The organism is Acidovorax sp. GW835-FHT14G06 (assembly GCF_058793595.1).
This window is the reverse complement of the sequence record NZ_JBXAGA010000010.1, coordinates 1-22,624: the sequence shown is the minus strand read 5'-3', so window position 1 is coordinate 22,624 and position 22,624 is coordinate 1. Positions and strand designations below refer to the sequence as shown.

Annotated in this window: 40 protein-coding genes and 1 tRNA gene; 9 read left to right on the top strand and 32 right to left on the bottom strand. The window is 59.7% G+C overall.

Annotation, left to right across the window (positions count from 1 at the left end):
• Positions 1-17: 17 nt before the first annotated feature.
• From AC1Q64_RS18020 to AC1Q64_RS17875, 30 genes are all read right to left on the bottom strand, one after another.
• Positions 18-245 carry a DUF1799 domain-containing protein gene (locus tag AC1Q64_RS18020; RefSeq protein WP_492252394.1) on the bottom strand — a complete coding sequence of 76 codons (228 nt, stop codon included), beginning with the start codon at positions 243-245 and terminating at the stop codon, positions 18-20.
• 92 nt (positions 246-337) lie between these two features.
• The gene (locus tag AC1Q64_RS18015) at positions 338-748 is read right to left on the bottom strand and encodes a phage tail assembly chaperone (protein ID WP_492252277.1); all 411 of its coding nucleotides are present in this window, start codon (positions 746-748) and stop codon (positions 338-340) included.
• Between the two features lie 104 nt (positions 749-852).
• Positions 853-1,494 (bottom strand): phage tail tube protein, encoded by a 642-nt coding sequence (locus tag AC1Q64_RS18010; RefSeq protein ID WP_492252276.1) that lies wholly within the window; start codon positions 1,492-1,494, stop codon positions 853-855.
• A gap of 127 nt (positions 1,495-1,621) precedes the next feature.
• Entirely contained in the window at positions 1,622-1,975 is a 354-nt protein-coding gene (gp17, locus tag AC1Q64_RS18005; protein ID WP_492252275.1) for a tail completion protein gp17, read from the bottom strand.
• Positions 1,972-2,403, bottom strand: a complete 432-nt coding sequence (locus AC1Q64_RS18000; RefSeq protein ID WP_492252274.1) for an HK97-gp10 family putative phage morphogenesis protein — start codon at positions 2,401-2,403, stop codon at positions 1,972-1,974. The genes gp17 and AC1Q64_RS18000 overlap by 4 nt, the downstream gene beginning before the upstream one ends.
• A gap of 1 nt (position 2,404) precedes the next feature.
• The gene (locus AC1Q64_RS17995; protein ID WP_492252273.1) at positions 2,405-2,722 is read right to left on the bottom strand and encodes a phage head closure protein; all 318 of its coding nucleotides are present in this window, start codon (positions 2,720-2,722) and stop codon (positions 2,405-2,407) included.
• The gene (locus tag AC1Q64_RS17990) at positions 2,722-3,312 is read right to left on the bottom strand and encodes a head-tail connector protein (protein WP_492252272.1); all 591 of its coding nucleotides are present in this window, start codon (positions 3,310-3,312) and stop codon (positions 2,722-2,724) included. The genes AC1Q64_RS17995 and AC1Q64_RS17990 overlap by 1 nt, the downstream gene beginning before the upstream one ends.
• Position 3,313: 1 nt before the next feature.
• A complete protein-coding gene (locus AC1Q64_RS17985) occupies positions 3,314-3,484 on the bottom strand; it encodes a hypothetical protein (RefSeq protein WP_492252271.1) in 171 nt (56 codons plus the stop codon).
• 75 nt (positions 3,485-3,559) lie between these two features.
• Positions 3,560-4,801: a phage major capsid protein gene (locus tag AC1Q64_RS17980; RefSeq protein WP_492252270.1), complete on the bottom strand. Its 1,242-nt coding sequence runs from the start codon at positions 4,799-4,801 to the stop codon at positions 3,560-3,562.
• A 75-nt stretch (positions 4,802-4,876) separates the two neighbouring features.
• Complete coding sequence (locus AC1Q64_RS17975) at positions 4,877-5,599, bottom strand: head maturation protease, ClpP-related (RefSeq protein ID WP_492252269.1); 723 nt, start codon at positions 5,597-5,599, stop codon at positions 4,877-4,879.
• Positions 5,596-6,924: a phage portal protein gene (locus AC1Q64_RS17970; RefSeq protein ID WP_492252268.1), complete on the bottom strand. Its 1,329-nt coding sequence runs from the start codon at positions 6,922-6,924 to the stop codon at positions 5,596-5,598. Before AC1Q64_RS17970 ends, AC1Q64_RS17975 begins: the two co-directional genes overlap by 4 nt.
• 3 nt (positions 6,925-6,927) lie before the next feature.
• Positions 6,928-8,595 carry a terminase large subunit gene (locus tag AC1Q64_RS17965; protein ID WP_492252267.1) on the bottom strand — a complete coding sequence of 556 codons (1,668 nt, stop codon included), beginning with the start codon at positions 8,593-8,595 and terminating at the stop codon, positions 6,928-6,930.
• 274 nt (positions 8,596-8,869) lie between these two features.
• Positions 8,870-9,097 carry a hypothetical protein gene (locus AC1Q64_RS17960; RefSeq protein ID WP_492252266.1) on the bottom strand — a complete coding sequence of 76 codons (228 nt, stop codon included), beginning with the start codon at positions 9,095-9,097 and terminating at the stop codon, positions 8,870-8,872.
• A 298-nt stretch (positions 9,098-9,395) separates the two neighbouring features.
• A complete protein-coding gene (locus AC1Q64_RS17955) occupies positions 9,396-9,602 on the bottom strand; it encodes an HNH endonuclease (RefSeq protein ID WP_492252393.1) in 207 nt (68 codons plus the stop codon).
• Positions 9,603-9,706: 104 nt separating this feature from the next.
• Positions 9,707-9,844 (bottom strand): hypothetical protein, encoded by a 138-nt coding sequence (locus tag AC1Q64_RS17950; protein ID WP_492252265.1) that lies wholly within the window; start codon positions 9,842-9,844, stop codon positions 9,707-9,709.
• 213 nt (positions 9,845-10,057) lie between these two features.
• A tRNA-OTHER gene (locus AC1Q64_RS17945) sits at positions 10,058-10,162 on the bottom strand.
• A gap of 160 nt (positions 10,163-10,322) precedes the next feature.
• Positions 10,323-10,979, bottom strand: a complete 657-nt coding sequence (locus AC1Q64_RS17940; RefSeq protein ID WP_492252264.1) for a DnaJ-like cysteine-rich domain-containing protein — start codon at positions 10,977-10,979, stop codon at positions 10,323-10,325.
• 41 nt (positions 10,980-11,020) lie between these two features.
• Complete coding sequence (locus tag AC1Q64_RS17935; RefSeq protein WP_492252263.1) at positions 11,021-11,518, bottom strand: HNH endonuclease family protein; 498 nt, start codon at positions 11,516-11,518, stop codon at positions 11,021-11,023.
• Positions 11,515-11,778, bottom strand: coding sequence for a hypothetical protein (locus AC1Q64_RS17930; protein ID WP_492252262.1), 264 nt, complete (start codon positions 11,776-11,778; stop codon positions 11,515-11,517). The genes AC1Q64_RS17935 and AC1Q64_RS17930 overlap by 4 nt, the downstream gene beginning before the upstream one ends.
• Positions 11,772-12,125 carry a RusA family crossover junction endodeoxyribonuclease gene (locus AC1Q64_RS17925; protein WP_492252261.1) on the bottom strand — a complete coding sequence of 118 codons (354 nt, stop codon included), beginning with the start codon at positions 12,123-12,125 and terminating at the stop codon, positions 11,772-11,774. Before AC1Q64_RS17925 ends, AC1Q64_RS17930 begins: the two co-directional genes overlap by 7 nt.
• Before the next feature lie 140 nt (positions 12,126-12,265).
• Positions 12,266-12,685, bottom strand: coding sequence for a recombination protein NinB (locus AC1Q64_RS17920; protein WP_492252260.1), 420 nt, complete (start codon positions 12,683-12,685; stop codon positions 12,266-12,268).
• A complete protein-coding gene (locus tag AC1Q64_RS17915) occupies positions 12,678-12,905 on the bottom strand; it encodes a hypothetical protein (protein WP_492252259.1) in 228 nt (75 codons plus the stop codon). The genes AC1Q64_RS17920 and AC1Q64_RS17915 overlap by 8 nt, the downstream gene beginning before the upstream one ends.
• 184 nt (positions 12,906-13,089) lie before the next feature.
• Positions 13,090-13,374, bottom strand: a complete 285-nt coding sequence (locus AC1Q64_RS17910) for a hypothetical protein (protein WP_492252258.1) — start codon at positions 13,372-13,374, stop codon at positions 13,090-13,092.
• Positions 13,371-14,018: a ParB/RepB/Spo0J family partition protein gene (locus AC1Q64_RS17905; RefSeq protein ID WP_492252257.1), complete on the bottom strand. Its 648-nt coding sequence runs from the start codon at positions 14,016-14,018 to the stop codon at positions 13,371-13,373. The genes AC1Q64_RS17910 and AC1Q64_RS17905 overlap by 4 nt, the downstream gene beginning before the upstream one ends.
• A gap of 193 nt (positions 14,019-14,211) precedes the next feature.
• On the bottom strand, positions 14,212-15,576 hold the full coding sequence (locus AC1Q64_RS17900) for a replicative DNA helicase (RefSeq protein WP_492252256.1): 1,365 nt from the start codon (positions 15,574-15,576) through the stop codon (positions 14,212-14,214).
• On the bottom strand, positions 15,573-16,379 hold the full coding sequence (locus AC1Q64_RS17895; RefSeq protein ID WP_492252255.1) for a hypothetical protein: 807 nt from the start codon (positions 16,377-16,379) through the stop codon (positions 15,573-15,575). The genes AC1Q64_RS17900 and AC1Q64_RS17895 overlap by 4 nt, the downstream gene beginning before the upstream one ends.
• Positions 16,380-16,553, bottom strand: coding sequence for a hypothetical protein (locus AC1Q64_RS17890; RefSeq protein WP_492252254.1), 174 nt, complete (start codon positions 16,551-16,553; stop codon positions 16,380-16,382).
• A 200-nt stretch (positions 16,554-16,753) separates the two neighbouring features.
• A complete protein-coding gene (locus tag AC1Q64_RS17885; RefSeq protein ID WP_492252253.1) occupies positions 16,754-16,918 on the bottom strand; it encodes a hypothetical protein in 165 nt (54 codons plus the stop codon).
• Positions 16,915-17,292 (bottom strand): hypothetical protein, encoded by a 378-nt coding sequence (locus AC1Q64_RS17880; RefSeq protein ID WP_492252252.1) that lies wholly within the window; start codon positions 17,290-17,292, stop codon positions 16,915-16,917. The genes AC1Q64_RS17885 and AC1Q64_RS17880 overlap by 4 nt, the downstream gene beginning before the upstream one ends.
• 86 nt (positions 17,293-17,378) lie before the next feature.
• The gene (locus AC1Q64_RS17875) at positions 17,379-17,633 is read right to left on the bottom strand and encodes a transcriptional regulator (RefSeq protein WP_492252251.1); all 255 of its coding nucleotides are present in this window, start codon (positions 17,631-17,633) and stop codon (positions 17,379-17,381) included.
• A 103-nt stretch (positions 17,634-17,736) separates the two neighbouring features.
• On the opposite strand from AC1Q64_RS17875, the gene AC1Q64_RS17870 reads away from it, so the two are divergent.
• Positions 17,737-18,354 carry a LexA family protein gene (locus AC1Q64_RS17870; RefSeq protein ID WP_291440016.1) on the top strand — a complete coding sequence of 206 codons (618 nt, stop codon included), beginning with the start codon at positions 17,737-17,739 and terminating at the stop codon, positions 18,352-18,354.
• Between the two features lie 10 nt (positions 18,355-18,364).
• The gene (locus AC1Q64_RS17865) at positions 18,365-18,712 is read left to right on the top strand and encodes a zinc-ribbon domain-containing protein (protein ID WP_492252250.1); all 348 of its coding nucleotides are present in this window, start codon (positions 18,365-18,367) and stop codon (positions 18,710-18,712) included.
• A 31-nt stretch (positions 18,713-18,743) separates the two neighbouring features.
• Here the strand turns inward: AC1Q64_RS17865 and AC1Q64_RS17860 are convergent, their stop codons facing one another.
• Positions 18,744-19,274 carry a hypothetical protein gene (locus AC1Q64_RS17860; RefSeq protein ID WP_492252249.1) on the bottom strand — a complete coding sequence of 177 codons (531 nt, stop codon included), beginning with the start codon at positions 19,272-19,274 and terminating at the stop codon, positions 18,744-18,746.
• 470 nt (positions 19,275-19,744) lie between these two features.
• Between AC1Q64_RS17860 and AC1Q64_RS17855 the strand changes: the two genes are divergently transcribed.
• The 3 genes from AC1Q64_RS17855 (at position 19,745) to AC1Q64_RS17845 (ending at position 21,004) form a co-directional block, all read left to right on the top strand.
• Entirely contained in the window at positions 19,745-19,906 is a 162-nt protein-coding gene (locus tag AC1Q64_RS17855; protein WP_492252248.1) for a hypothetical protein, read from the top strand.
• A 496-nt stretch (positions 19,907-20,402) separates the two neighbouring features.
• Positions 20,403-20,651: a hypothetical protein gene (locus tag AC1Q64_RS17850; RefSeq protein ID WP_492252247.1), complete on the top strand. Its 249-nt coding sequence runs from the start codon at positions 20,403-20,405 to the stop codon at positions 20,649-20,651.
• Positions 20,648-21,004, top strand: coding sequence for an XkdD/Y8K6 family phage-associated protein (locus tag AC1Q64_RS17845; protein ID WP_492252246.1), 357 nt, complete (start codon positions 20,648-20,650; stop codon positions 21,002-21,004). Before AC1Q64_RS17850 ends, AC1Q64_RS17845 begins: the two co-directional genes overlap by 4 nt.
• A gap of 226 nt (positions 21,005-21,230) precedes the next feature.
• On the opposite strand, the gene AC1Q64_RS17840 is transcribed toward AC1Q64_RS17845, so the two are convergent.
• Positions 21,231-21,518, bottom strand: coding sequence for a hypothetical protein (locus AC1Q64_RS17840; protein ID WP_492252245.1), 288 nt, complete (start codon positions 21,516-21,518; stop codon positions 21,231-21,233).
• On the opposite strand from AC1Q64_RS17840, the gene AC1Q64_RS17835 reads away from it, so the two are divergent.
• From AC1Q64_RS17835 to AC1Q64_RS17820, 4 genes are all read left to right on the top strand, one after another.
• Positions 21,506-21,811 carry a hypothetical protein gene (locus AC1Q64_RS17835; protein ID WP_492252244.1) on the top strand — a complete coding sequence of 102 codons (306 nt, stop codon included), beginning with the start codon at positions 21,506-21,508 and terminating at the stop codon, positions 21,809-21,811. The genes AC1Q64_RS17840 and AC1Q64_RS17835 overlap by 13 nt on opposite strands.
• A 14-nt stretch (positions 21,812-21,825) precedes the next feature.
• The gene (locus AC1Q64_RS17830) at positions 21,826-21,984 is read left to right on the top strand and encodes a hypothetical protein (RefSeq protein ID WP_492252243.1); all 159 of its coding nucleotides are present in this window, start codon (positions 21,826-21,828) and stop codon (positions 21,982-21,984) included.
• Positions 21,985-22,120: 136 nt separating this feature from the next.
• Positions 22,121-22,339 (top strand): hypothetical protein, encoded by a 219-nt coding sequence (locus AC1Q64_RS17825; RefSeq protein WP_492252242.1) that lies wholly within the window; start codon positions 22,121-22,123, stop codon positions 22,337-22,339.
• On the top strand, positions 22,339-22,548 hold the full coding sequence (locus AC1Q64_RS17820; protein ID WP_492252241.1) for a hypothetical protein: 210 nt from the start codon (positions 22,339-22,341) through the stop codon (positions 22,546-22,548). Before AC1Q64_RS17825 ends, AC1Q64_RS17820 begins: the two co-directional genes overlap by 1 nt.
• Positions 22,549-22,624 lie beyond the last annotated feature (76 nt).

Genomic DNA, 22,624 nt, shown 5'->3' with positions numbered 1-22,624 from the left:
AAGCCACCCGGGGGTGGCTATTTGTCGGAGCGGTTCTCGCTCATTTGCTTGAGGGCGGCCATTTCAAGGACCCGAAGATCCTCAAACATTTCGCTCCACTCTTCTTCTGTTTTTGCAGCTCTGTCGATGAGTGGGTATGCGGCCTCATACCTGATGCCGGTGGCCCCGACCATTCCTACACTCCACTGCGTTTGCAGCGCGCAGAACATAGCGAAAATCGCCCAGTTTTCTGGCCAAACCTCTATGCACTCATCCTCTTGACGCGCGGCCAGGGCGGCAAGGAAGGGATTTCCAGAGACATCCTCTTCCTTGGCATAGAGCGCAGCCCCAGCCGATTTCAGTTTCCCAGTCGGCCTTCGAGTACCGCAGTGCGGTATGTCTCGATGATGGCGGCAGTAGCTCCAGGAAACTCGTTGCCCAAGTCCTCGACGGATTCCCTGGACAGCTCCACATCAAGATTCCAGCCTTCTAGGATCTGCAGGATGTAGTCGGCCCCGGCGTCTACCGACTTTTCCAGGTACTCAGCCAGGCTGAATGGTTTCACTTCAGCCTCTTCCACCTTGGTGGTTTCATTGGCCTTTTCGGATTCGCGGGCGGCTGCGGTGATGCCATCGACAAACTCGCCGTATTCCTTCTTGGTGCGGTACTTGAACACGCACTCCACGGTTCCCGTGGTGCCGTCCAGCATCTGCACGGAGATGGTCTTCTTGAAGTTCTTTGGGCGCTTGCCCAGGGTGATCTTGGCCATGGTTTACTTTCTTCGCAGGGTTGAAAATGCCCGTGCGCACCCACGCCGTCCCTGCGAAGGAACGAACGTGGATGCGTCGGTGCTGGGGTGGCTTTCGCCGGGGGTCAGTACGTGAGCGAGCGGCCGATGACCGTCATTGCAGCGTCAACGGTGTTGACCTGGTTGCTGTTGAGCTTGGGCATTTCGGACACGTTGAGGTAGCCGTAGCCGTAGGTCACAGCGCCGCCAGAGATGACCTGTTTGAAGGCCACCTTGGACAGGTTGCGCGAGATGCCCAGCATGGTCTGGTAGTTCGCCTGGTTGGGGTCGTGCGCCAGGGACAGTGTGACGCTGGTGGCGTTGAAGCCAGTTGGGATGCGCAGGCTGTTGCGGCGGGCCAGCAGCTGCACATCGGTGAAGCGAGCGTCACCACCGGATCCGCTGATCGTCAGCACCTGTGGGATGGCCGTCCAGCCGCTGACCTTCTGGGCAGTTCCGGTGCCGGTGCCAACCGGATAGAAACCGGTGTTCGTGGTGTCAATGCCGGTGAGGCTGAACGTGTCAGCCGTCAGTACGGTGATCTTGACCACGGTATCGGTCACATCCTCCCAGCCGGAGGTAATCAGGATTTCATCGCCAGTCGTATAGCCGTGGGCTACGCTGGTGGCCACTGCGGGATTCGCATTGGACAGGGCGGTGATGTTCTTGGCAGACGCAAAGGTCTGCGAGAACTGTTGGCTAGAGCCTTCGGGGAAATACAGTGCCATGGTGAGGGCCTTTCAGAAATGAAAAAACCCGCGCTGGGCGGGTCGGGTTGCTGCCCTCAACGGGCATGAAAAAAGCCCCGCCCGGTTTCCCGAGAGGGGCTTGCTTGGTCGGCTTTCGCCTAATCAGTTATCTGGCTGCCCAGATGGAGAAGCGCTGGATGGCGCCGTAAAGCTTGGTGTCGGCCTCATAGGTGGCCAGCGGCTCACCCATGGGGATACAGGTAAATGCAGTGCTTGCGCACATCGCCTCTTCTGCGGCGCGGATCTTGGTCAGCGACTCCGCGCGGGTCAGGCTGTAGACCGACACCTGCAGATAGCTGTTGCGCTTGTCGAGCGCAGTGTTGTCCAGCGCGCGGACGGACTCACCACCCAGCAGCTGCCAGGCGATGAACGGTGGTGCTGTGCCGATGTCCGCAACGTCCGGGAACGTGCGCGGGCAAATGGTCTTGAGCAATGTCGAGAGGTCCGATTCCATGCTCATTTGTTGACCTCTTCCAGATAGCGTGCCTTGATGGCCGCACGAACTTCAGCGCGGGTTTCGACAACCGCCTTGCTGATGAACGGATGGGCCGCCGTGCGGCTGGTGCCGTTGTGGACGATGAATCCATACGGCGCTTCGCTCTTGTTGAAGCTGATGTGGTACGTGCTCACGTCCTTGAAACTGTTGTCCTTGCTGTAGACCTGATAGATGCTGTTTTTCAAGGTTCCTGGCGCATATGGCCCGTACTTCTTGCCGCGGATGTAGAAAAAGTGGCTGTCCTGCGACACCGGTGCGTTGATGCGTGCGCGCTCATAGATGATCTGCGCACCCGCCTGAGCCGCCGGGCGGGTGGCTGCGTGGAGCTTGTCCACCTCGGCGCGCAGCTGCTCCTTGAAGCCAGCCACGTTCATGCGCACACCCATTCCCATTTCAGTTCACCACTTCGCAGGCGAGATCCAGGAACACGCGGCCGGACACATCCGGCATCACCGCCTTGATCTCGTAGGCCACCAGGTTGTGCACAACTCGCATCCCGGCATTCACTCCAGCCCGGTAGCGGATGCGGATGGCTGCAGTCACCACTGACACCGGGGCGCCTGCCTTGATCGACTCCAGGCCCGACTTCATGCGGATGTCGGCCCACACAGTGGCGAAGTCCGTCCAGCCGGGGATGGTCTGGCCCAGTTCATCCTGCGTGGTTCCGGGCTGCTGGATGACGCAGCGGCGGTTGAGGCGGCCTGCTTGCATCAGAAGCCCCAAACCCGATAGCGGTCAAGTAAATAGTCGATGTGTTCGTTTCGTGCGATGGCTTGCCCCAATGTCCAGGCTTCTCGGTTCTCGTAAAGCGCTCCGACACGCAGCTTTATCCACGACTTGATCGGCTCCGGGACGTTTGCCGCGTCGGCATACCCCGTCGAGAAGATCACCTTCACGGCCTCACGTTGGGCGCGGATCGCGGGCCAGGCCTGGCCATATGCGAGGACAATGCTTGAGGTGTAGTCGCTGCCCGCGATGAGCTGATAGACGCTCGACGACAGCACAACCGGCGTCCCAGCCGTGTTGGTGTAGGTCACGCTGTCAACCGCCGTCACCGGCGGGCGCTGCAATGCCATCTCGTCTTCGAATGCATCCAGCGTCAGCTGCCACTTCTGCGGCATGACAGCACGGCCCATCAGGTGCTCCGCCTCCAGGGTGGCCGATGCAATCAGCGAGGCGAACAGCGCATCCTCTGCTGTGTTGCTCACATCTGCAATGTCAGCAGCCACTCGGCAGTGCAGCTTCGCCTCCTGCACGGACACGCACAGCGCTCCGGCTGGCGTCTGGAGCTTCAGCGCCATGTCAGCCCTTCAGACTCTCGGCGTACGCAACAGCGTCAGGGTTCGCGTCCAGGTCGCCAGATTCGACCGCAACGTCTTCATCAACCTCGACCACATCGTCGACCTTGCCAAAGCGGCAATCGATCAGGACGCGGGCTTTTACGGTCTTCGGGGATTCGTCTTTCTTGGCCATACTTTTCTCCTATCAAACGTCAATGAAAAAGCCGCCCAAGCGAACCGGGGCGGCTTTTGCGTGGCGCTTACGCGATCAAGTTGCGCTGTGCTGGTACAGCTTCACGGCGTTCACGTCGAGCAGGTTTCCGCCCATGCGAGCCCATGCCAAGTAGCCGATTTGGCCCAGCTTGATGTAGGCCGAATCGTCAAAGCGGAACATGGTCACGTCCATGGCGTCGCGGATCATGTACTTGTTGAAGTTGCCAAACGCAATGGTCTTTGCGTTTGCAGCTGGCGAGGCCATGTCGTTGTTCAGGTAGACCGGGAAGCCCAGCAGGCGGTCAGGCGTCTTCGAAGTCATGCCTTCGTCATAGCTTGGCATCCAGATCGGACGACCCGCTGTGTCCTTGATCTTGCGCAGCACGCGGCGGGTTGCCTGGTTGAACATGAAGCCAGGTTCAGCGCCAGCCAGTTCTGGATTCGTGGATGGTGCGCCAAGATAGGCAACATCCAGCGAATCGATCAGATCCACCAAGTCGTCATAAATGACGGTCAGTGTCTGGCCAGTCGTGCCCGTCTTGCCTACGCTGGATGCCGTGATCAGGCCGTTAGGGTCGGTGGTGCCACCGCCTGTCGTGAAGCCGACATTGCCAAGGCGCCCGATGCGATCCGCAGCGCGCTTCATCACCATGGCCTGAATGTCGATCTGACTGTCTTGCAACAGTTCGAAAGGCACGGCAATGATCTTGGACGAAGCTTTGAACACATTGAGCGCAACCGTGCCAAACGCTGGGTCGGCGGCGGTGGCGGTCGTGTTCTGTGCAATCCACTCGCCTACTTCTGTGGTGCCATCCGAAGTCGGGAACGACAGGGGGTTTCCCTTCTCGGTGGTCATCTGAGAAGCGACGGCGCGCATGAAGCCATAGGACTTCAGGTAGTCGATTAGCGAGGCCGCCACTTCAGATTGCACGGTGAAACCACCCTGCGAACCTGTAGTGGTCGACATCGTATTGCGCACAGCGGTGATTTCTTCCGGCGACATGTCACGGAAGGATTTACGCAGGAACGTGTCGAACGCCTTGGTGGCCTCGGATTGCTTCTTGGCCTTCGGATCGACGCGGAAGTCGTCGGCATCCTTGAAGTTGTCTTCACGGTCGCGGGCGATCATGGCCTCGTGGGCTGCGATCTGCGCCTTGATGCGCTCGCCTTCGCTGACATGGTCGTCGAACACCTTTTGGTCTTCAGCGGTCCAGGTTTGCGAACCCTTCTCGGCGAGGATGTGATTGGCGGCTTTGTTGGAGGCTTGCAGGCGCTCCCGGAGGGCTTGAATGCTCATTTTTGACCTTTCGTGAATGAGACGGACATAAAAAAAGCCACCCGGAGGTGGCTCTGCTCTGACGCGGGAGACGCGCTAGATCTGGAACAGCCGCAAGCGATTGCGGTTGGTTTGGAGTTGGGCCGCAGCAAGGGCGGTCAGGTCTGGATCTGGCTCGGTGGGCTTGGGCGCATTGGCATATGCGGAGAGGTTCCACTGGGCCTTTTTCTCGCCCTTGGTGTTGGCATCGATGGCGTCGATGAATCCAGCATCGAGCGCCTCCTGTGCTGTGAACCACGTTTCTGCATCCATCCAGGCGCTGACCTGCTCTGCAGACGCGCCGGTCTTGCGCGCGTAGTCAGCAGCAATAGTCCCGTCGATCTTTTCCAGCAGGTTGGCCGTGTCGCGCAACTCGGTGCGGTTGCCCATGGCCATGGTCCATGAGTTGTGCACCATGAAAAGGCCACCTTCAGTCATGCGGACCTCAGAGGCGGCGAGTGCAAGATACGTAGCTGCAGAGGCTGCAACTCCATCAATGTGTGCAATGACCTTGCCCGCATGGCCGACAATTGCTGCCGCCATGGCCCGGGCCTCGAACACATCACCGCCTGGCGAGTTGATGTGCATGTGCACTGTCTTGTCACCGGCGGACGCAAGCGCTGACACCAGGGCCTCCGCAGAGGCGCCCCAGTAGCTGTCGATCACGTCATACACGTAGACATGGGCGCCGTCTTCGGCGACCTCGCAGCGAAGCGCGGACGGCGCCGCATCAGCGCGGGCGTTGTCCTTTAGTAGCTGCATGAGCTTGTTGATTTTCATGGGTTGCCTTCGGTGGATGCGGGGACCGGCGCAGCAGCGGTGGCAGCTGGCTTGGCGGCCTTGTAGAGTTCGTCACCACCTTTCAGCGGCGGCAGGTTGCGCGAGCGGCGCACTTCGTTGACGGTCTTGTAGCCATCACCCTGTGCGCCACCCAACGCGGCGCGGTCGGCTTCGGCCTGGGCTTTGGAGTCACCGCGCAGCAGTTCATCCAGATCAAACTCCAGGAATGGGCCAGCATTCCGGAACAACTTCCGGTTCAGTTCTTCTTCCCAGCGGTTAAGGTGCGGTTTGATCGTGTACTTGACGAAACCGAGCGTGATTTGCTCAATTCCTGTGCCCCAGCTGGACGTCTTGGTGTTGTCGCCAATAAGGATCGGGGGGACTCCCAGCGCCTGGCAGATGTCTTCGCGCTCAAACTGGCGCGAGTTCAGCAGATCCATGTCAACCGGCGACAGGCTCAATTCCTGCACCTTGGCCCCCTCAGTGAGAACCAGAGGCAGCTTTCGCGCGCCATTCGATGGGTTGTAGGTGGCACTGAAGCTGTCACGCAGCAGCTTCTGTTGATCCGGCGCCATCCTGTTGGGGTACTGGATCGAGAGTTGAGGCATAGCGCCTTCACCAATCGATTTCCCGGTGTAGTCAGCAGCGGCCAGGGAGTTGCCAATTCCCGACTTTGCGGCCGACTGGATAGCGGACAGTGAACGCATGCCATCAAAGCCAAAGCCTGTGAAATGCAGCATGTCGTCCTGGTCGACCGTGTAGACCTTGCCGGTTGCAATGTCCATCACGTCGTAAACCAGCCGGGACGGGTCTTTCGGGTTGCGCCGTGGAGCGCAGTTGTCTGGGTGGTGGACCTTGAAGCCGACTGGCTCTCCGTAGTTTGAAGCGCGGCGGCTGCGCAGGATCTCTGTGTGCTGGTCGCCTCGAAGGTCAACGCAGCGGACGATCCACTCTTTCCAACTCGCAGCAGTCCATGCTGGGGCCGGAGACTCGTTCAGCATCCACCAGAGGTCATCGCGTGGAGACTGCGACCGGTTGTTTTCGGCGTCGAATCGGTATTTGTTCAGCGGCAGCTGTTGAATGGCGCCCGACTTCTTCGACAGGCACGCATAGACCGTCGACACCAGCATGGCTGTCTTGTCGTTCACCTGGTAGCCAGATGGGGATGGAATGTTCTGGAACAGCTCATTCATCCCACTCACATTGGAGCTGACAACGGTCGCGTTTTTAACCCCCATGCGTTCGAAGGCGCCCGGACGCGATCCCGCCCAGTCCGTCAACACGCGCGACTGGTGGCGCTTGGCAGACAGGTTGAATTCGGTCATTTTTTAAGCGTTGAGGTCTACGAACCCTTGCGTGTGCTGCGAGGTTTCAGGATTGAGTGACATGAGAGTGACGGCGTTGAACAACGCCATCAGCGGGTCGATCTTTGCGGAGCCTGCCGCCTGTTTCGTGATGATCACGGCGTTGCCTCTGGGCTCCACCTTTGCATTGCCTACGCACCAGGCCATCAGCGGCTGGCCACCGTGAACCAGCACGCCTTCGGCCAGCTTTCGCTCTGCCGTCTTGATGGCTCCCGTGAGCTTCCAGCCCTGGCTTACGCCAATCAGCTTTTCCTCGGGGATTCCAGCCTCTGACAGGGCATCCACGATGCCGCCCAGCCCCGCCGGGTCACACCCGATCTTGTCCAGCAGGCCGCGCGCCTCAATCAGCGCGCAGATCCCGGCCACGTCTTCCACGTCCTCGCCGATGTTCTGCACCAGCGTGAGGTTTCCGTCCTTGGCGAAGTCCTGGAACCGCGCGGCCTCAGACTTGCGGCGCTCCAAAACTGAGGGGTGCGCCCAGGCATGCGTCCAGGTCAGCCACTCGCGGGTGTCTTTGTCTCGGCCGACAACAGCCAGGCCCAGCAAGTCATCTAGGCCGCCGCCGTCAATCCCGACGTCAACCACCTCGGAGCGGTCGAGCAGTTGGTCGAGTGTCAGCCCGGGGGCCTTGGCCTGGGATTCCCAGAAGTCGGCACCAGCCCAGCGGTCAGAGCGCAGGTTCAGGCCAATCTCCACATTCGCGTGCTTCGCCATGAAGCCCCGGAAAGAGTCCCCACCTGCCAGCTCGGCCTTCTTGAACTCGCGCTCCAGGAATGCTTGGTCCACCGAGAACCCCATGTTGGGATTCACCATGGCCATGTTTTCCAGCTTCAGACAATCTCCGTTGGCCACCATCTCGGGCGGATGCTCGAAGATCACCGGCACGAAACCGGGGTCGATGATCTTGCCGTCCCGCACGTCGCGGGCATAGTCCAGCTTCTGCTTGAACACGCCTGCCGGTGGTTCGTCAGACTGCGTGGTGAGCCAGATCACGAAGCCCTCGGGCCGCGATGCCAGGCCGCCCAAGGCTTCCCGGAACATGTTCTCGGCGCTGGCCATCTTGCCGAACAGGTGGAGCTCGTCCACCAGCGTCCCGACAGACTTCTTGCCGCCTACCGTGTTCTGGTCTGCCGCAAGCACCTTCAAGGCCGCCCCGCTCTCACGGTGGGTGATGGTCTTGATGTGCGTCTGCACATGCATCAGGACTTCGAGGTCTTCGTCCTTCTGCACCATGTCCCGGGCCGGGGCGAAGGCGTTGTTTGCCACCTCCACCGTAGGGGCCAGGACGGAGAACTCAGCCGACTGCCGCCAGTTCAAGATGACCGCTGTCATCATGATCCCGGCCGCAATGGTGCTCTTGCTGTTCTTCTTCGGAATGAGGATGAACCACTCTGTGATCAGCCGCCGCCCGCTGTCCGCGTCGTAGGCCCCGAAGATCGAGCGCACAAGGTCGAACACCCATTCGGCGCACGACTCTCCAAAGGTCGGGCTGCCTGGGGCATCCACGATCTTCAGCTGCTTGAAAATGTTCAGCGCCTGCTCTGCCTGCTCGGGGAAGATCGGTGGGGGGATGATGGACTTCCCCTGTCTGAGCCGATCAGCCCAGTCAATACAGGAGGTTGTCCATTCCATGCTTTGCCCATAAAAAAACCCGCTCAACGCGGGTTACATGTTCTGACCATCAATCTTCTGGCGGTGGCGGCAATGGCATCCAGTAAGCGCAACCTGTGTGCAAGATGAATCCATTGACGCTCGTCCACGTTTGCTGCACTTCGTTCCAACGGGCCTCATAGACCCGCCTTGAGCCTTCTAGGCGCGGGTGTTTTGCATGCGCCACCAAGATGATCGACCCGTCTTGTGGTGCTTTCTCAATTGGCTGCCATGTCATGCTGTGCCCTATTCGCTTCTAGACTTTTCGACCGCCAGCAGCAACCAGCTTCGGCGGCGTGGCCGTGGCGAATTTGCTGGCGACCTTGGCCGCAGCCGCCGCTTTCTCTTCCTTCTTGCCTCCCTCGCCCTTTTTGGCGTGGCAGTAAGGGGCCGCCAGGGTCGCAGCCTGCATGCGCCGTCCCTTGTCCTCGTCTTGGTCACGCATGATCTGCAGCAGGAAGTCCAGAGGCATCAGTCCAGACAAATCGGGCTCTGGCGGTGGTGGAGCGACAGGCGCTTTCCCGAACGGCCAGTTCTCGGGCGCGGCGGCAGTCTTGAAGCCTTGCGCATCGACTACCGGAGCACTTGCTGGCGCCTCAGCGGTGGTTTTCCGCTTCCGGCCAGCACCGGGACGGCTACCACCACGGGGCATTTGATTCCTTTGATTCTTTGATTTCCCCTGTCGAGGGATTCATACAGGGTGGTTTTTTGTCCGCGTGGGGAACGGCGGGGTTTCGATCCGATCAGCCTTCCAGACTTTCACCACCCCCCTCCCCTTTGCCTCAACCGGCCCGATCCTTCGCCTCGGCCTTGCTCTTTCGCGTGTGGCACCCATCCGGCCCACCGCACAGCGTCTGCAGGTTGTCGTCGTCGTTCGTGCCGCCTTGCTCCAATGGCACGCGGTGATCGACTTCGTTATCCATCCTCACCACTCCACATCCCTGGCATGTGTAGCCATCACGCAGGAGGATGCGACGCCTTGTGGCCATCCATGCATCACCTCGGATGCGGGGTGTTGTCCCCGCCTTGGTCTGCAGCGTGGGCAGACGCGTGGTTGCGATGGATGACAGCCTGTTTGGGATGCGTTGGAGCTTCATGACAAGCGCACGCCCTTGATCACCCTGGCCTTGACCTTCTCCATGTCGGGCTCCAACCCAGTTAGCAGGGAGCACAGCGCCACGCCGGAGATATACCAACGCACCCACCATGCAATGCTAACTTTGATGGTCATGGATGCCATGCACTTCCCCAGTTAATAGCCCTTCGGACAACTCGCACATGCGGGCAGGGCTTGCCGTCGCGCCTCTGCTGGTAACGGCTGGGCAGCCGCAGGAGTTCAGCGCCTGGTGGCGCTCCCGTCCAGCTTCCGGGGTGGTTGTGTGTTGCGGGCGCTGCTGCTTTTGGGAACGGGGTCCGACAAGATTTTTCAGCAGGCCCGCGAACGTGGTAGCCGCGCTGGGATTCGAACCCAGGGAGACCAGCGTATCGGCCCAAGCGCCACGCCAATCCCTTTAGCTTGGTCACCCTTCGGCCACTCGGGCACACGGCGGAAACGAAAAAGCCGCAGGGCATGAACCGTGCGGCTTTGAAATTTTGAAGACACCAATCCTGCTAGATGCGTCTGATGTTGCTACGGGCTACACATCAGGTATTCAGCAGAGATTCGCGCGCGACAGCCTCAGCAGGCTGTGCAATCGACGGCTGCATTATCACACATTTGGCTGTTTGTGCAATCTTTTTTTCATACTTGTTCTAGCACGGGTCACACTGTCCTCCATCAGCGACAGCATCAACCGTCCAGCCTCGCCCCTAGGCTCTTTGCGTTTACCGGTCCCGTTGCAGGCTTTGCACTTGCGCCCGAGCGACGGGGTTCCGGGGATTACCTCGTTTCCTCGCCCATGGCATGAGTGGCAGTTGCTATCCAGCCAGAACGCCACGGCAGCCTGGGCCATCGCATGTGGGTCTGGAAATGCGCGCATGGCCGCCCATTCAGCCAGGATTCCAACCACGCGGGGCATAGTCTTCAAGTTGCCCATCAGCAGTTTTGCCTGTTGGGTGTTGTGGTCGTGTGCCATCTTCTGCGCTGCGGTCAGCAGTGCAGCAGTGGTTTGAACCGGCTTGCGGCTGTCGGCTGGGCGTTGCCTGGCTGTACTCACGAAATCAGCCGCGACTGCGGGACGCATACGCTCCGATCCGTCCCACTCGCTGTGCAGGCGCATCAATGCGGCACCCAGAATGCCGGGAGTGCAGCCAGCTGCGATCAGGACATCCACATCCGTGCGACGGTCAGCTTCGCAGCGCAGGTTGCTGCTTGCGGTGGCGCTGGTGTAGGACTCTTCTACTGTGCGGATTTCGTCATTGAGCATGGGTTCCTTTCAGTTCGTCCAAATCGAATGCAATCTCATGCCTACCGCTGCAGAAGGCCGATGAATGGATTGCTGTAGTCCTTCCATGTCTTGCCGGAAATCGCCTGCCACGCGGCGTATTGCCCGCAGCCATAGCGCGCGGCAGCCTGTCGGCTGGTCATGCCGCATTCACGCATCTCCCGGACAATCTCTTCGGTAAGCACAGTGCCTTGCGCTCGCCTGGCTGCAGAAAGCTTCTTCTGGCGGGCAATGCTGCTGCCGTAGTTGGTGGTCTTGGCGGTGCGTGCCTGCAGCTGCTGGCGGGTCATGGCGACAGCGTGCTCAGGCGCCACACATCGTGGGTTGTTGCACTTGGCGCAGGCCAGGCAGCCGTCTTTCATTTTCCCGGCCTGCTCCAAGATCCAGCGGCGAACGGGAACCAGGCGGCGGGTCATGCTCACGCGCATCAGCGGGGCCTTGCCATCCAGGGCGCCGCGCCATTCCCAGCAGTCGCCCACTTCGTCGCAGTTGGCTTTTATGGCTTCAAGGGTGGGAATCACAATGTCTCCATCAATCGTTGAATCGTCACGTTCAGGGCGTCGGCTTCGTCCATCTTGTGGATCGCCCATGCCCTACGCTGGCCGTGCAAGCCCATCAGAGCGCCACGGTGGCAGCTCTCGCACAGGGCAATGCAGGTGTATTGCCGGTGCTGCTTCATGTGGTGGGCCTCGCTGGGGCCACTGGCGTCACACACGCTGCATGGAAGCTCCTTGACGCGCGCAAGGTGGTCGCGCTCCTTGGTGTTGAGCTTGTTCAGCATCCGACCTCCACACGCACACAGCCGATCTTTTTGCCGTACTCACGGCGCAAAGTGATGGGCTCAAAGAGTTGGTCGTCCACGCCCAGTGCCTGGCTCAATCCATCCAAGTCGGCTTTCATGCTGGCGAGCAGGTTGTCCAGGTCACGGCGGCGTTTGTCAGGCGCGACGAACGTAAGCACCAGCGGCAGGGCTCCTTGCGGCGGCATGTAGTGCGCCTGGGCCATCGCCTGCAAGGTCAATGCGCGCGCATCGGCCAATCGCTTGCCTTTGGCCTTGTTCACACCTGCCCAATGGGTGCCGTTCTTGCGGTTGGGCGACAAGTTGGGGTCTGGCCATGGCAGCGTCACAGTCAAAACGCTTCCCGCTTCTGAGCGCGCTTTTTTCAGAGCGCATACGGCGCAGCACACAGCCTCGTCGTCGCGCTCAGGCACAAACACCCGCGCGCACACTGCGCAGGCTTTTGCTTTGGGGTGCTTGTAGGTCAGCATCAGCCGTCCCACCCTTCCGGCGCGCGGAACTTCACCCCACGTTCAGCGCCGAAGGCTTCCATCAGCTCTTGCAGCTCGCACATCTCTGCCTTGGTCATCTTGGATGTGGACTGGCCGCAGACGACAAACCAACCATCCAGACCTGGCACAACCTTGGTGCGCTTGAGGGACGCACTGAACACGTCTTTCCATTCCTCACTGGTCAGCTTCTGGCCGTACCAATCCACCTGTGCGGATATGTCAGCCAGCATCGCCCACAGTCGGCGGTTCTGCGCATCGCTGCGCTTCTCGGGGCGGATTTCCAGCGTCAGGCGCTGATCGCCAGCCGTCAGCCAGCCCTTGGCGTGCATCCATGCCGTCTTGATGGCTTGATGCGCCTGCTGGGCGTTGTAGAGGCTTAGGGTGATGCGCTCAGCCATGGCGCCGCCCCTCCTGCGCGTCAATCTCGGCAATCGCGCGCTTGCAGTAAATCGCGGCGTCCAACAGCTCCTCGTACTGGTGCGACAGCCACTCACGCAGAGAAAGCCGGTTCTCTGCAACGGTGGTGCCGTACTTGTTGATGCCCATCTGCTGGCGGCGGGCAATGTCTGCGCAGACTTCGGCTTCTGTGCCTTCGGGGAGGAATACGCCGATGGTCATGCTGCGATCCTCCAAGCCATCGCAACCACCCACACAAACAGCACAGGCAGAGCGAGCAAAATCATGGTTGTCCCGTACATAAGACCCTCCCAAGCGGTTCCTGGGCGCAGTCCAAGCCACATGGCTACTGCAACCCATACGGCCGTCAGCAACGCAGGGAAATGCCACCAAAGGATGTGAACGGTCATGCGCCCTCCTTCGTGCCTCGGGCGCGGATCAAAGCCGACAAAGCAATCAGCGCATCGTCCCAAGTATTTGGGTTTTCGTAGCCGCGATATGGCGGCTCATCAAGCTGCTCGATAAGCACTTGAATAGCCTCCCGCTCTTTTGCGGCTACCAGGGCGGCGAATCGCTCAAGCTGCTGATACAGGCGTTGCGCGTCAGCTTGGCAATAAGGATGGTCAAGCAGCGCCATCTGCATACCAAAACCCGCCTCTTTCGCCATGGCGATGATTTCGTCTTGGTTCATGCCGTCACCTCGTCGCGGCTTTGGAATAAAAGCGCGTCCATCTGCTTGCACTTCTCCTCGCGCGGCATGTCGGCGCGCAGGATGGCGTTCAGCTTGTTGGTCAACTTGCGTTGAGCACAGGCAAAAATGACTTCTGCCAGACGGTGCCGCGTGCCTTGCGCGCAAACGTTCTTGCACAACGGCAGGACGTTCAATCCCAGCTTCGCGGCCAGCAGCGAGTCCACGCCAAAATTGCCGATGAGCCCATGCAACTCGGCGTACATCGCGGCCTCCTTCTTTGGCAGCGCGCCGCCAGTGCGCCCTATGTAAAGCCAGCCATTCCCCCGAATTGGCACAGCGCTAGTGTTCATGTCGCGGAATAGTTGGTCGGCTTGGCGGGATGCAACGATGCACTCGACTACCTGCCAGCCAAGGTGCTTCACAGCAGTCAACCGCCGATTCCCATCAACCAAGTCACGCTCAGACGTAATCAGCAATGGGTACTGCAGGCCGTGCGCCTTGATCGTGTCCACCAGCTTCGTGAGTGCGGCGCCCTCTGCCGTGCGGCCAGGTGGGTTGTATGGGGTGTGGCGGATGGTGTTGACCGGCACAAAAACAATCTTGCGGTCGGATACCTGAGCGTCAAAAATCACGCGGTCTTTCATCACTTTTCCCCTTGTTGAGCCACTGAACCGTCACAGCCGCCACATCCGGTGCAACTGCTTGGTGCTTTCCACATGCGTGCTGTGGCGGATAGAACGTCCAGCGCGGCCCCTTGAGGCAGATTGCTAGTCCGTGTCGGGCCATCTGGCCGGATTGCTTTAGGGACCAGTGGAGGCAGGTGCTGCATGTCATGCATCACAGCTCCTTGCCGTACTTCGAGCCCATCGGAGGCATAGGGGTGGATGGCGCCTGCAACGACTCGGTGGACTCGGACCAGCGCTGATAGGGGCCGTCAAAGTGCAATGCCAGTTCGCCTTGCTGGCCGTCGCGGTTTTTCAACAGGACGCAGCCCTTGATATCCGCCTGGCCTTCTGCGCCCTTCTTGTGCGTCCACAGGCCCAGGATCACGTCTGCGTCTTCTTCGATGGCGCCGCACTCTTTCAGGTCGGACATGACGGGGCGGGGATTGCTGCGCTTTTCCACCTCGCGATTTAGCTGGGACAGCAGAACCACCGTAATGCCCAGTTGCTTTGCCAGTTGCTTGGAGCCACGGGTGATTTCTTCGAGCTCCACTCGGCGCTCAGCACGGGCACCGGTACCTTTCATCAACTGCAGATAGTCAACAACCAGAACTTTCACACCGAACTTGCGCACCACGCGGCGGGCCTTGGAGGCCACTTCCGCCAGGGTCATTGCGGGCTGGTCGTACAGGTACAGGGGAAGGCCGCGCAGGGCTTCCACGCCTTCGCTAACGCGTGTCCATTCTTCGCCCTGCAACTTGCCGGTTTTCAGCCCGCCCAACGACACGCGGCCCAGGTTGGCTACTGTGCGGTTCGTGAGCTCTCGGCTGGTCATCTCCATTCCGAAGAACGCTGCTGGCACTCCGTCGCGCGCGGAGCTCAGGGCGAGTTGTTGAGCAAAGGACGATTTGCCCACCGATGGACGGGCAGCGACGATCACCAACTGTTCGTCACGTAAACCGCCAGAAAGGTACCGGTCCAGCGTCGGGATGCCGGTGGGGCGTGCCGCTGTCAGGGTGCCGTCTGCCATGGCTTGCAGGCGGTCGATGAAGTCGGGTGCGAAGTCCGACACCGGCTGAACATCACGCTCAGCCTTTTCCTCGACTACGGATTCGAGCTCGCCAACCGATTGGCCGACGCGCTGCTCGATGGTGATGCTTTCGTCAGCGGCGAGCGCCACCACCTTGCGGGCAGCAGCCTTCAAGGCGCGTGCTTTGGCGTAGTCGCGAACGATCTTGGCGTGACCACGGGCAGCGCGAACAGACACGTAAGCGCCTGTCAGTCCTTGCACATAGGCCCAGTCCACATCGGCACCGCGCATAGATTCCATCAGCGCCACCACATCAACGTGTTTGCCAGCCAGGATCAGTTTTTCGAGCTCAGCCCACAGCACTTGGTGCAGGGGTTGAAAGAACATCGATGCGGTCAGGTTCGATGCATCGTAGGCGTCCGGTCCAACGGACAGCACAGCGCCAATCACGGAGCCCTCGGCTTCATGCGAATAGCTGAATTCTTCGTGGGGAAGGTCAATCGGGTTCATGCGTGCACCTGGGTTTTTTCAATGACGTGCTTCTTGCCCTTTTCGGACAGGAGGAAATCGAAGTCGCATTGCCACCCCTCATGGCCCGGAGCCTTGTGCCCACGGCCCATCAGGAAGTCGTTCTCGCGAGCTCGTGCGAAGTAGCCACGAATCCACTCCGTCGCCTCTGCCGCGTTCGTCGCCCGGAGCGATCCGTCGGACTTCCGGCTTGTCAGGGCGAACTTCCACAGCGCTGACGCAGCCTTGCGGCGCTGGTCGTTCATCAGCCGAACGGATGGGAGCTCAGGGAGGATTTCGTGGTACAGGTCAACCACGGATTGCGTATCGCAACGTGGCAAACGGTCGGCGCTGCCGACAGAACCGTTAGGTTCTTCTGTATTTGAAGATGAAGATGAAGATGAAGATGAAGGGGTTAGGTTTTGCTCTTCGTTTTGCTTATCCTTTTGCTTAAGCAAATTTGGATTCCCTCCTAACCTTCCTGCATCTGCTCTAACGTTCCGAACGCGTTCGTCCTTAACCATGCGGCGGCTGTAAATGCAACCTTGGGCATCACGCGAAAAAACACCAGCGTCTTCCAGCTCAGCAATCAGCTTCACTACAGCAGCAGGCGATTCGCCAACCATTCGGGCGATCTGAGCTGGCGCCATCGGTTTCCCATTAATGGACAGGACGCCATAGGCGCTAGCTTCATGGGCGATGCACATCAGTTCAATCCACAGCCCACGAGCCGACAAGGAGCAAGCCGACAAAGCTGGGTCCTTGCGCCAGTCGGCAGGGTAAAACTGAAAGGCGGGACGCTTCATCTACTCTGCCCTTGGCGCATTACCTACGGCCTCTTGCAGGCACGCAATGAAATACGGGATTTGGCTCCGGCAAAGCCGGACAACGTCGTAGCGGTCGCCGTCAACGCCATCTTGTTTGATGAAGACGGAGTCTTCTAATTCATCCACTTCAATTTCAAACTGTTCGAATCGCATGTTCACCTTTCATGCACCCATCAAAATCACGTCGGCAGGCAGTGGGTGAGGCTGCTTTTCGGTTGCGAACCTAGCCGGGTGAAACTCTTAAACCCTGTACTTCTTGGCAAGAGCCTTCATGGCGGCTTCGTACTGCTCGGGCGTGGCTGTGGGGTGGCGCTTGATCCAAGATGCCTTGGCGGCTTCGTAGGCTTGGTGGTTCATACAGACGCCTTGCTGATAGCCTTGCGGCGCTCGGTGCTGGCCCGTCCAGTCTCTTGGTTCTCCAGCACGAAGCCGGGGTAGCGCTTGAGATTCATGTTGGGCTTGGGGATGCCAGCGCTTTTGCCTGGCTGGGCCTTGGGGCGGGCTGTGGGGAAGGTCATGCGGCACCCATGCCTTCCAGCTCGCGCATCATTTCGGCCATCTTTGCGCGCATGGCGGCGACCTTCTTGGCGCCGTCATTGCGGGCGCCAGATGCCAGGAAACGTTCGATCAGGTAATGCACCGGGGCGGTGTCGCCGGTCTTCTCGATGTACTTTTCCAAGCTGTCCACACTGAAGTTGCGGCTGGCGTCTTCGGACAGTTGCACCGACAGATTGCTTGGCGCTTGGTCCAGATCAATCGCAACCCGCTTCAGCCCACGCTGATAGACACCAGTGGCGATGCACTCACGCAGGGAGCCGTAGCGTTCAGCAAGACCGGGTTCAAAGTTCAGCGTGAGCTGGTCTTTGGCAGCACTGATAACGGTTGATGGCATGTGTTATCTCCGGGTATCACTGGTTATCAATGGCGTGCCAAACAATGGGCGCCATGAACACGAATAGAAAAATTGATTGCCATGGCTCAGGCCGCTTGGGTGGGCTTGGCTTTGCGGGCGGGCTTGGCCAGCTCGGGCCAGATCAGGTGCCAGTCGTCGGGGCGCAGGTCGCGGCGGGTGACGGCGCCTTTGGTGTGCTGCTCAATCGCCACGCAATGGGCGGCAGGAACACGGCGGTCTTCGTCTTTCCACTGGCTGACGGCGCCCTTGCTGACGCCCAGCACTGCCGCCAGTGCGGTTTGTGAGCCGATGATGTCGGCGGCTTTGTCAATCGGGTGCATCGGTGGTCCTGTTCAGAATTTCGATACCAGTATAGAACTTCTGCACCTTGCAGGTCAAGCATTTCAACACCCAATTTGTTCAGATGTTCTTTACATTTCTTCCATGAGCACGAATGAATGGGTCCGGGCGGCCCGTAAGCACGCGCAGCTGACGCAGGACGGGTTGGCTGAAAAACTGGAGATGTCGAAAGGCAATGTCTCCGGCTGGGAAAATGGGCGGCACAAGCCCAGCTTCGAGCAGATGAAGCGCGTTTCAGCCCTGACTGGCTACCCACTTCCGCTTGAGGGCGTCGCCAATACAGAGCCAGGCCCAGACCTGCGCGGCAAGGTGCCGCTGATTTCCTGGGTGCAGGCCGGTGAGTGGTGCAACGCTGCAGATCCACACCTGCCAGGCCAGGCCGACCGCTGGATGGATTGCCCCGTCAGCCACAGCGGCAGCACGTTTGCTCTGCGCGTGCGCGGCGACTCCATGACGGCGCCCAGCGGCAACAGCAGGACCTACCCCGAGGGCTGCTACATCTTTGTGGACCCCGAGCGCAAAACCCCAGTAAACGGTGACCGGGTGGTGGCCTGCCTTGATGGCACAGACGAAGTGACGTTCAAGGTCTACAAGAATGAGGACGGCCGCCAATGGCTGCAGCCGCTGAATCCATCCCATGAGCCCATCCGGGAGAAGTTTCACATCCTGGGCACGGTGCTAGGAAAATGGGAAGACGGATAACGGAGGATTGATGGCACTCATTGCATGCGCCGAATGCGGCAAGGAAATCAGCGACAAGGCGGCGGCCTGCCTGCACTGCGGCGCGCCTGTCACTGGGGCGGCCACGGTCGCGCCCCCGGATGCCACAAAGTCGTCAAGCTGGTGGAAATGGCTTATTGGCGTGCCAGTGAGCGGCTTCCTGCTACTGATGCTCATCGGCTCATGCTCCGGCACTCCTGAATCAAGGGCGGCCAAGTCGCGGCAGAGTTCCGCAATTGCGCTGTGCTGGCAGGAGCAGGCAAAGAAGTCAAACGACCCGGCCACAGCGCGGCTCATGGCTGAGGCGTGCGAAAAGATGGCGGCCGAGGCTTCAAAGTAGCCCGCACAGTGCTGGGCAAGTGTGAGGATGGTTAGAACCAGGGCCGATACGCCCAAGCATAGCCAAGCAGTAGCGATACCGAAAAGGAAATCACACAATGGAGCAAGAGAGCTTCCAGGAGCTGCTGCGTAGTCCGGTTGTCCAGCTTGCCGCCCCGTTGGTCACGGGCTTGATTGGTTTCATTCTTGGCCACCGCCTGGCTATCGGGCGGGATCGGCGCAACGAGTACAACGCCATTGCCGATCAATTGCGCGGCCAGTTGATCCGGCTGCGTGGCGCCCAAAGCCACTGCATCCACGATATCAGTGAGGCCGACTTGGATCTGCTCTATAGGAGGGCTGGGCGCGTCCAAGCTGCGCGCGTGCGCAAGGCTGTGCGAAGAGCCATAGAGGCCGAAGAACGCGGCACCCGCCAAGACGAAATAGGCCAGCCGATCCTTGTTGACCCATCTGCCATGCGCGAATTGCGCGAGAAGATCATTGCGCTTCTTCCGCACCGCTGAACAACAGCGCCCCGATAGCCCGCCCTGAGCGGGTTTTTTTTCGCCTGTCGCTTCTTTCATGTGCGGCTCCTGTTGCGCGCCGGGGTGGCGCTGGGCGCGAGTTTACAGAAAGTGCAGAAATTCCACACTTTTAGTTCAGAAACGCTTGACACTATGTATAGAGTCTCTATACTTCAACCCATCGCAGCAAAACGCAGCGACAGGGTGAGCGGATCGGCGGTCACCACGGAGTTCTTGCAGCAGGCACGGCTGGGTAAACGCAGGGCACCGCAGGCGGTAGCGGGATAGAAAAGATCGTCGGTGCGAAGGCTAGTAGCGCTCTGCCACCTGGATGGGATTGGCAACGTGAACGAGATAGGGCGAAGGAAGGAAACGACCGGCTGCCAGTGCACTGCGAAATCCAACGCTGGGTTCTATACGGCGGTGAGGCCTGGTCGCCAAGAAAAGCAAGACCGTAGCCCTTGGAGACAGGGGCGAATTTCAAAGCGTCTTGATGGTCAGGGCGCTTCGACATTCAACAGGAGATAGACATGAAAGCAACTCACAACATCGTCGCCAAGGCAAACGGCAAGTTCGGCCTGCAGCGTGTCGGCGGCACTTACATCGCTGGCAACTTCGATAGCTGGGCCGAAGCGCTCGAAGCGATGTGCGAAGCGGCAAACGCAGACGCAAGCATTGGTGTCGGCCAGTGAACCTGCGGGAACAGGGGTTCCGCTTCGTTCACCGCGGGGTGGAATTCAAGTGGGTGCATCCCGCTGATGTGCAGCCTGACGATGTGGACTGCTCCGACATGAGCGACGACGAATTCACTGCGTTCGTGGCAAAGCAGTAACCCAACCCCGCCCCTACACCCCAGGGGCTGGATTGCTCCCTGCCTGTCTTCCTATAGACAGGGCAAGCCACCTGGGCGTGATGCTCAGGGCCACCACATCAGGGCGGCAAGGTTTCGTAGGTATGACCAACAGCCCACGTCAATCGGCCGATAAGGCGTGATGCTGCAAGTACGCGGGTTCGAGTCCCGCACGCCCTGATGTGGTGGTGAATGCCCAGTGGTGATGGGCTGAGTCCCTCTCTAGCTAGCCAGGTCAGAGGCTTAGGAGTAGCGCTAGCAAGCCGGGATCACCTCCGGCCACCACCAACCCCACACAACCCAAGCCGCCTAGTGCGGCTTTTTTCATGGAGCAGAGCATGGACGTAATACCTGCAGAACTCGCGGCAGCAATTGCCGAGCGCGAACTGGAAGAAGCTGCAGACAAGCAGGCTGATCGCGTGATTGCCGCCATTCGGTCTGTCCCGGCGTGCCTTGTGTGCCCTGCTCTGGTGGCGCAGATTGCCGCCGCGCTGGCGACCATGTGCAACGGCCTGCCACCAGAAGCGCGCGAGGTTGCGCAGGGCTATTTCGATGACTGCCACGACGACATGAGAGGTTTCGCATGACCCCATCCCAACAGCGCTCCCTAGCAGAGAAGCTCAGTGCAGAGGCACAAGCGAAGGTGAAGGGAGAGAACGCGGCGCACACGCCTGGTCCTTGGGTAGTACACCCGACCGCATTACACCCAGCCGTTCGATCTGTTGGTCATGCGGAGATTGCGCCGCGGCGCATCTGCACTGTTGGGAGCATGAATGGCAACCCAGCAGACAAAGCAAATGCCCGCCTGATAGCCGCCGCGCCTGACCTCCTGAAATGGCTGCAATTTGCCGCCAAGGTGTTGCGCCCGACCTGCGGCCACACATGGCAGTTTGAACAGATCGAACAGGCCATCAACAAAGCCATCGGAGAAACACCATGAACCGCCTTCATCCCAACTGGCATACCGCCGCAGCAATAGCAGCCCTCCTAGGCTGCTTTTTTTTGGCGCAATGGCTGGATGGCCCTGGAGAGATACAGGCCCAAGAGGACACCGCAGCAAGTCTGCGCGATGCCCTAGCCCAGGCACAGAAAGACCGACCCGAACTGTGGACAGCAGAGCACAAGGCAAGGGCTGATGTTGCTGCTGGCTTGGTGGCACAAGGGGGTCAGCCATGAGCCGCCATCAATACCCAAGGATTGGCAGGCAGCGCGGCTACCCGCTGCAAAACGGCAAGCGCCAAAAGGGGCCTCCCTGCATCGTCTGCGGCGGTGAATCGTGGTGCAAGGTTGACATTGAAGTCAGCCACATGCGCGGAGACGACGAAGTGGTACATGCCTGCGTAGGCCACAAGGACGACGCCAACGCACTGTGGGCCGCGTTTGAACAAAGACAAAAGGCCCGCGCTGATGTTGCGGTGGGGATTGTTGCAAGGAGTGAGAGATGAATCCGTCATTGATTTTTCAAGCTGCCCGCGCGCCGTGGCGGTCAGGCATAGAGCTGCACATGGCATCCCGCACAGACGGGGTTTTGTCTGTCGCTCAGCCAGTCGTGATGGCGGCTCAAGACGCGACGGTGGTTCATGACCCGTTTTTGCGCCTTGACTTCACCGCAGCTCAACAACTGATGGATGAACTTTGGGGGTGCGGATTGCGCCCCACAGAAGGCACTGGAAGTGCTGGCAGCTTGGCGGCAACAGAACGCCACTTGCAGGACATGCGCAAGTTGGTCTTTGAGGGCAAACCATGATTCCACTAAGCCAAATGACCGAACACGAGCAGAACCTGTTCCTGCGCGAAGCCTTGGAAGACGCAGGGGAGTCTCTGCGCCGCAAGGGCTTTCCAGAAGAAGGAGCCCGGTATATCGGCTACGTGCGCGAAGTACGTGGCGAACAACAGAACCAGGAGGCCAGCCATGGGTGAAATGAAGCCGACGCCGGGGCCTTGGGAGGCTGATGGCGGAGTCGTATCGTCAAACGCAGTTTCGTGCATAGCGGATTGCACTTTTGCAACTGGTATGCCTGGATGGTCGGGCTCCGACTATGCCACTGGAGTGCACATGCGAGACAACACCCGCCTGATCGCAGAAGCCGGAACAGTGTTTCACAACACTGGCCTGTCACCTGTGCAGTTAGTGGAGCAGAGGGATGAGCTGCTGGTGGCGCTGAAAGAGATGGTTGAGTTCTTTCAGCCTAACGCCTGGGGCAGCTACGACAACCAGCGAGATGCACTCAAAGCTGCCTGGGCCGCACTAGCCAAGTGCGAAGGAGTGAAGTGATGTTGAAAGCCTCTCTTTTGGTCCACGCGATAGCTGCTATCTCCTCCGTTGAACACTTGCCGGGAGCATCGCTATTCACACAGACAAAGCGTCAACCACGCATCTTCACCGATGCAGACGCAGAACGAGTAGCCAAAGCTGCAGCAAAACGCGAGCGCAAAGCAGAGCGCAACCGGCTTGCTTTGGCGCGCCAGGGGAAAACGCCATGACCGATGACATAGAGATCGGCCTAGACGACCTGCTCTTTTGGGTCATCTGGGCTCTCGCATTCTTTGCAGCATTCGG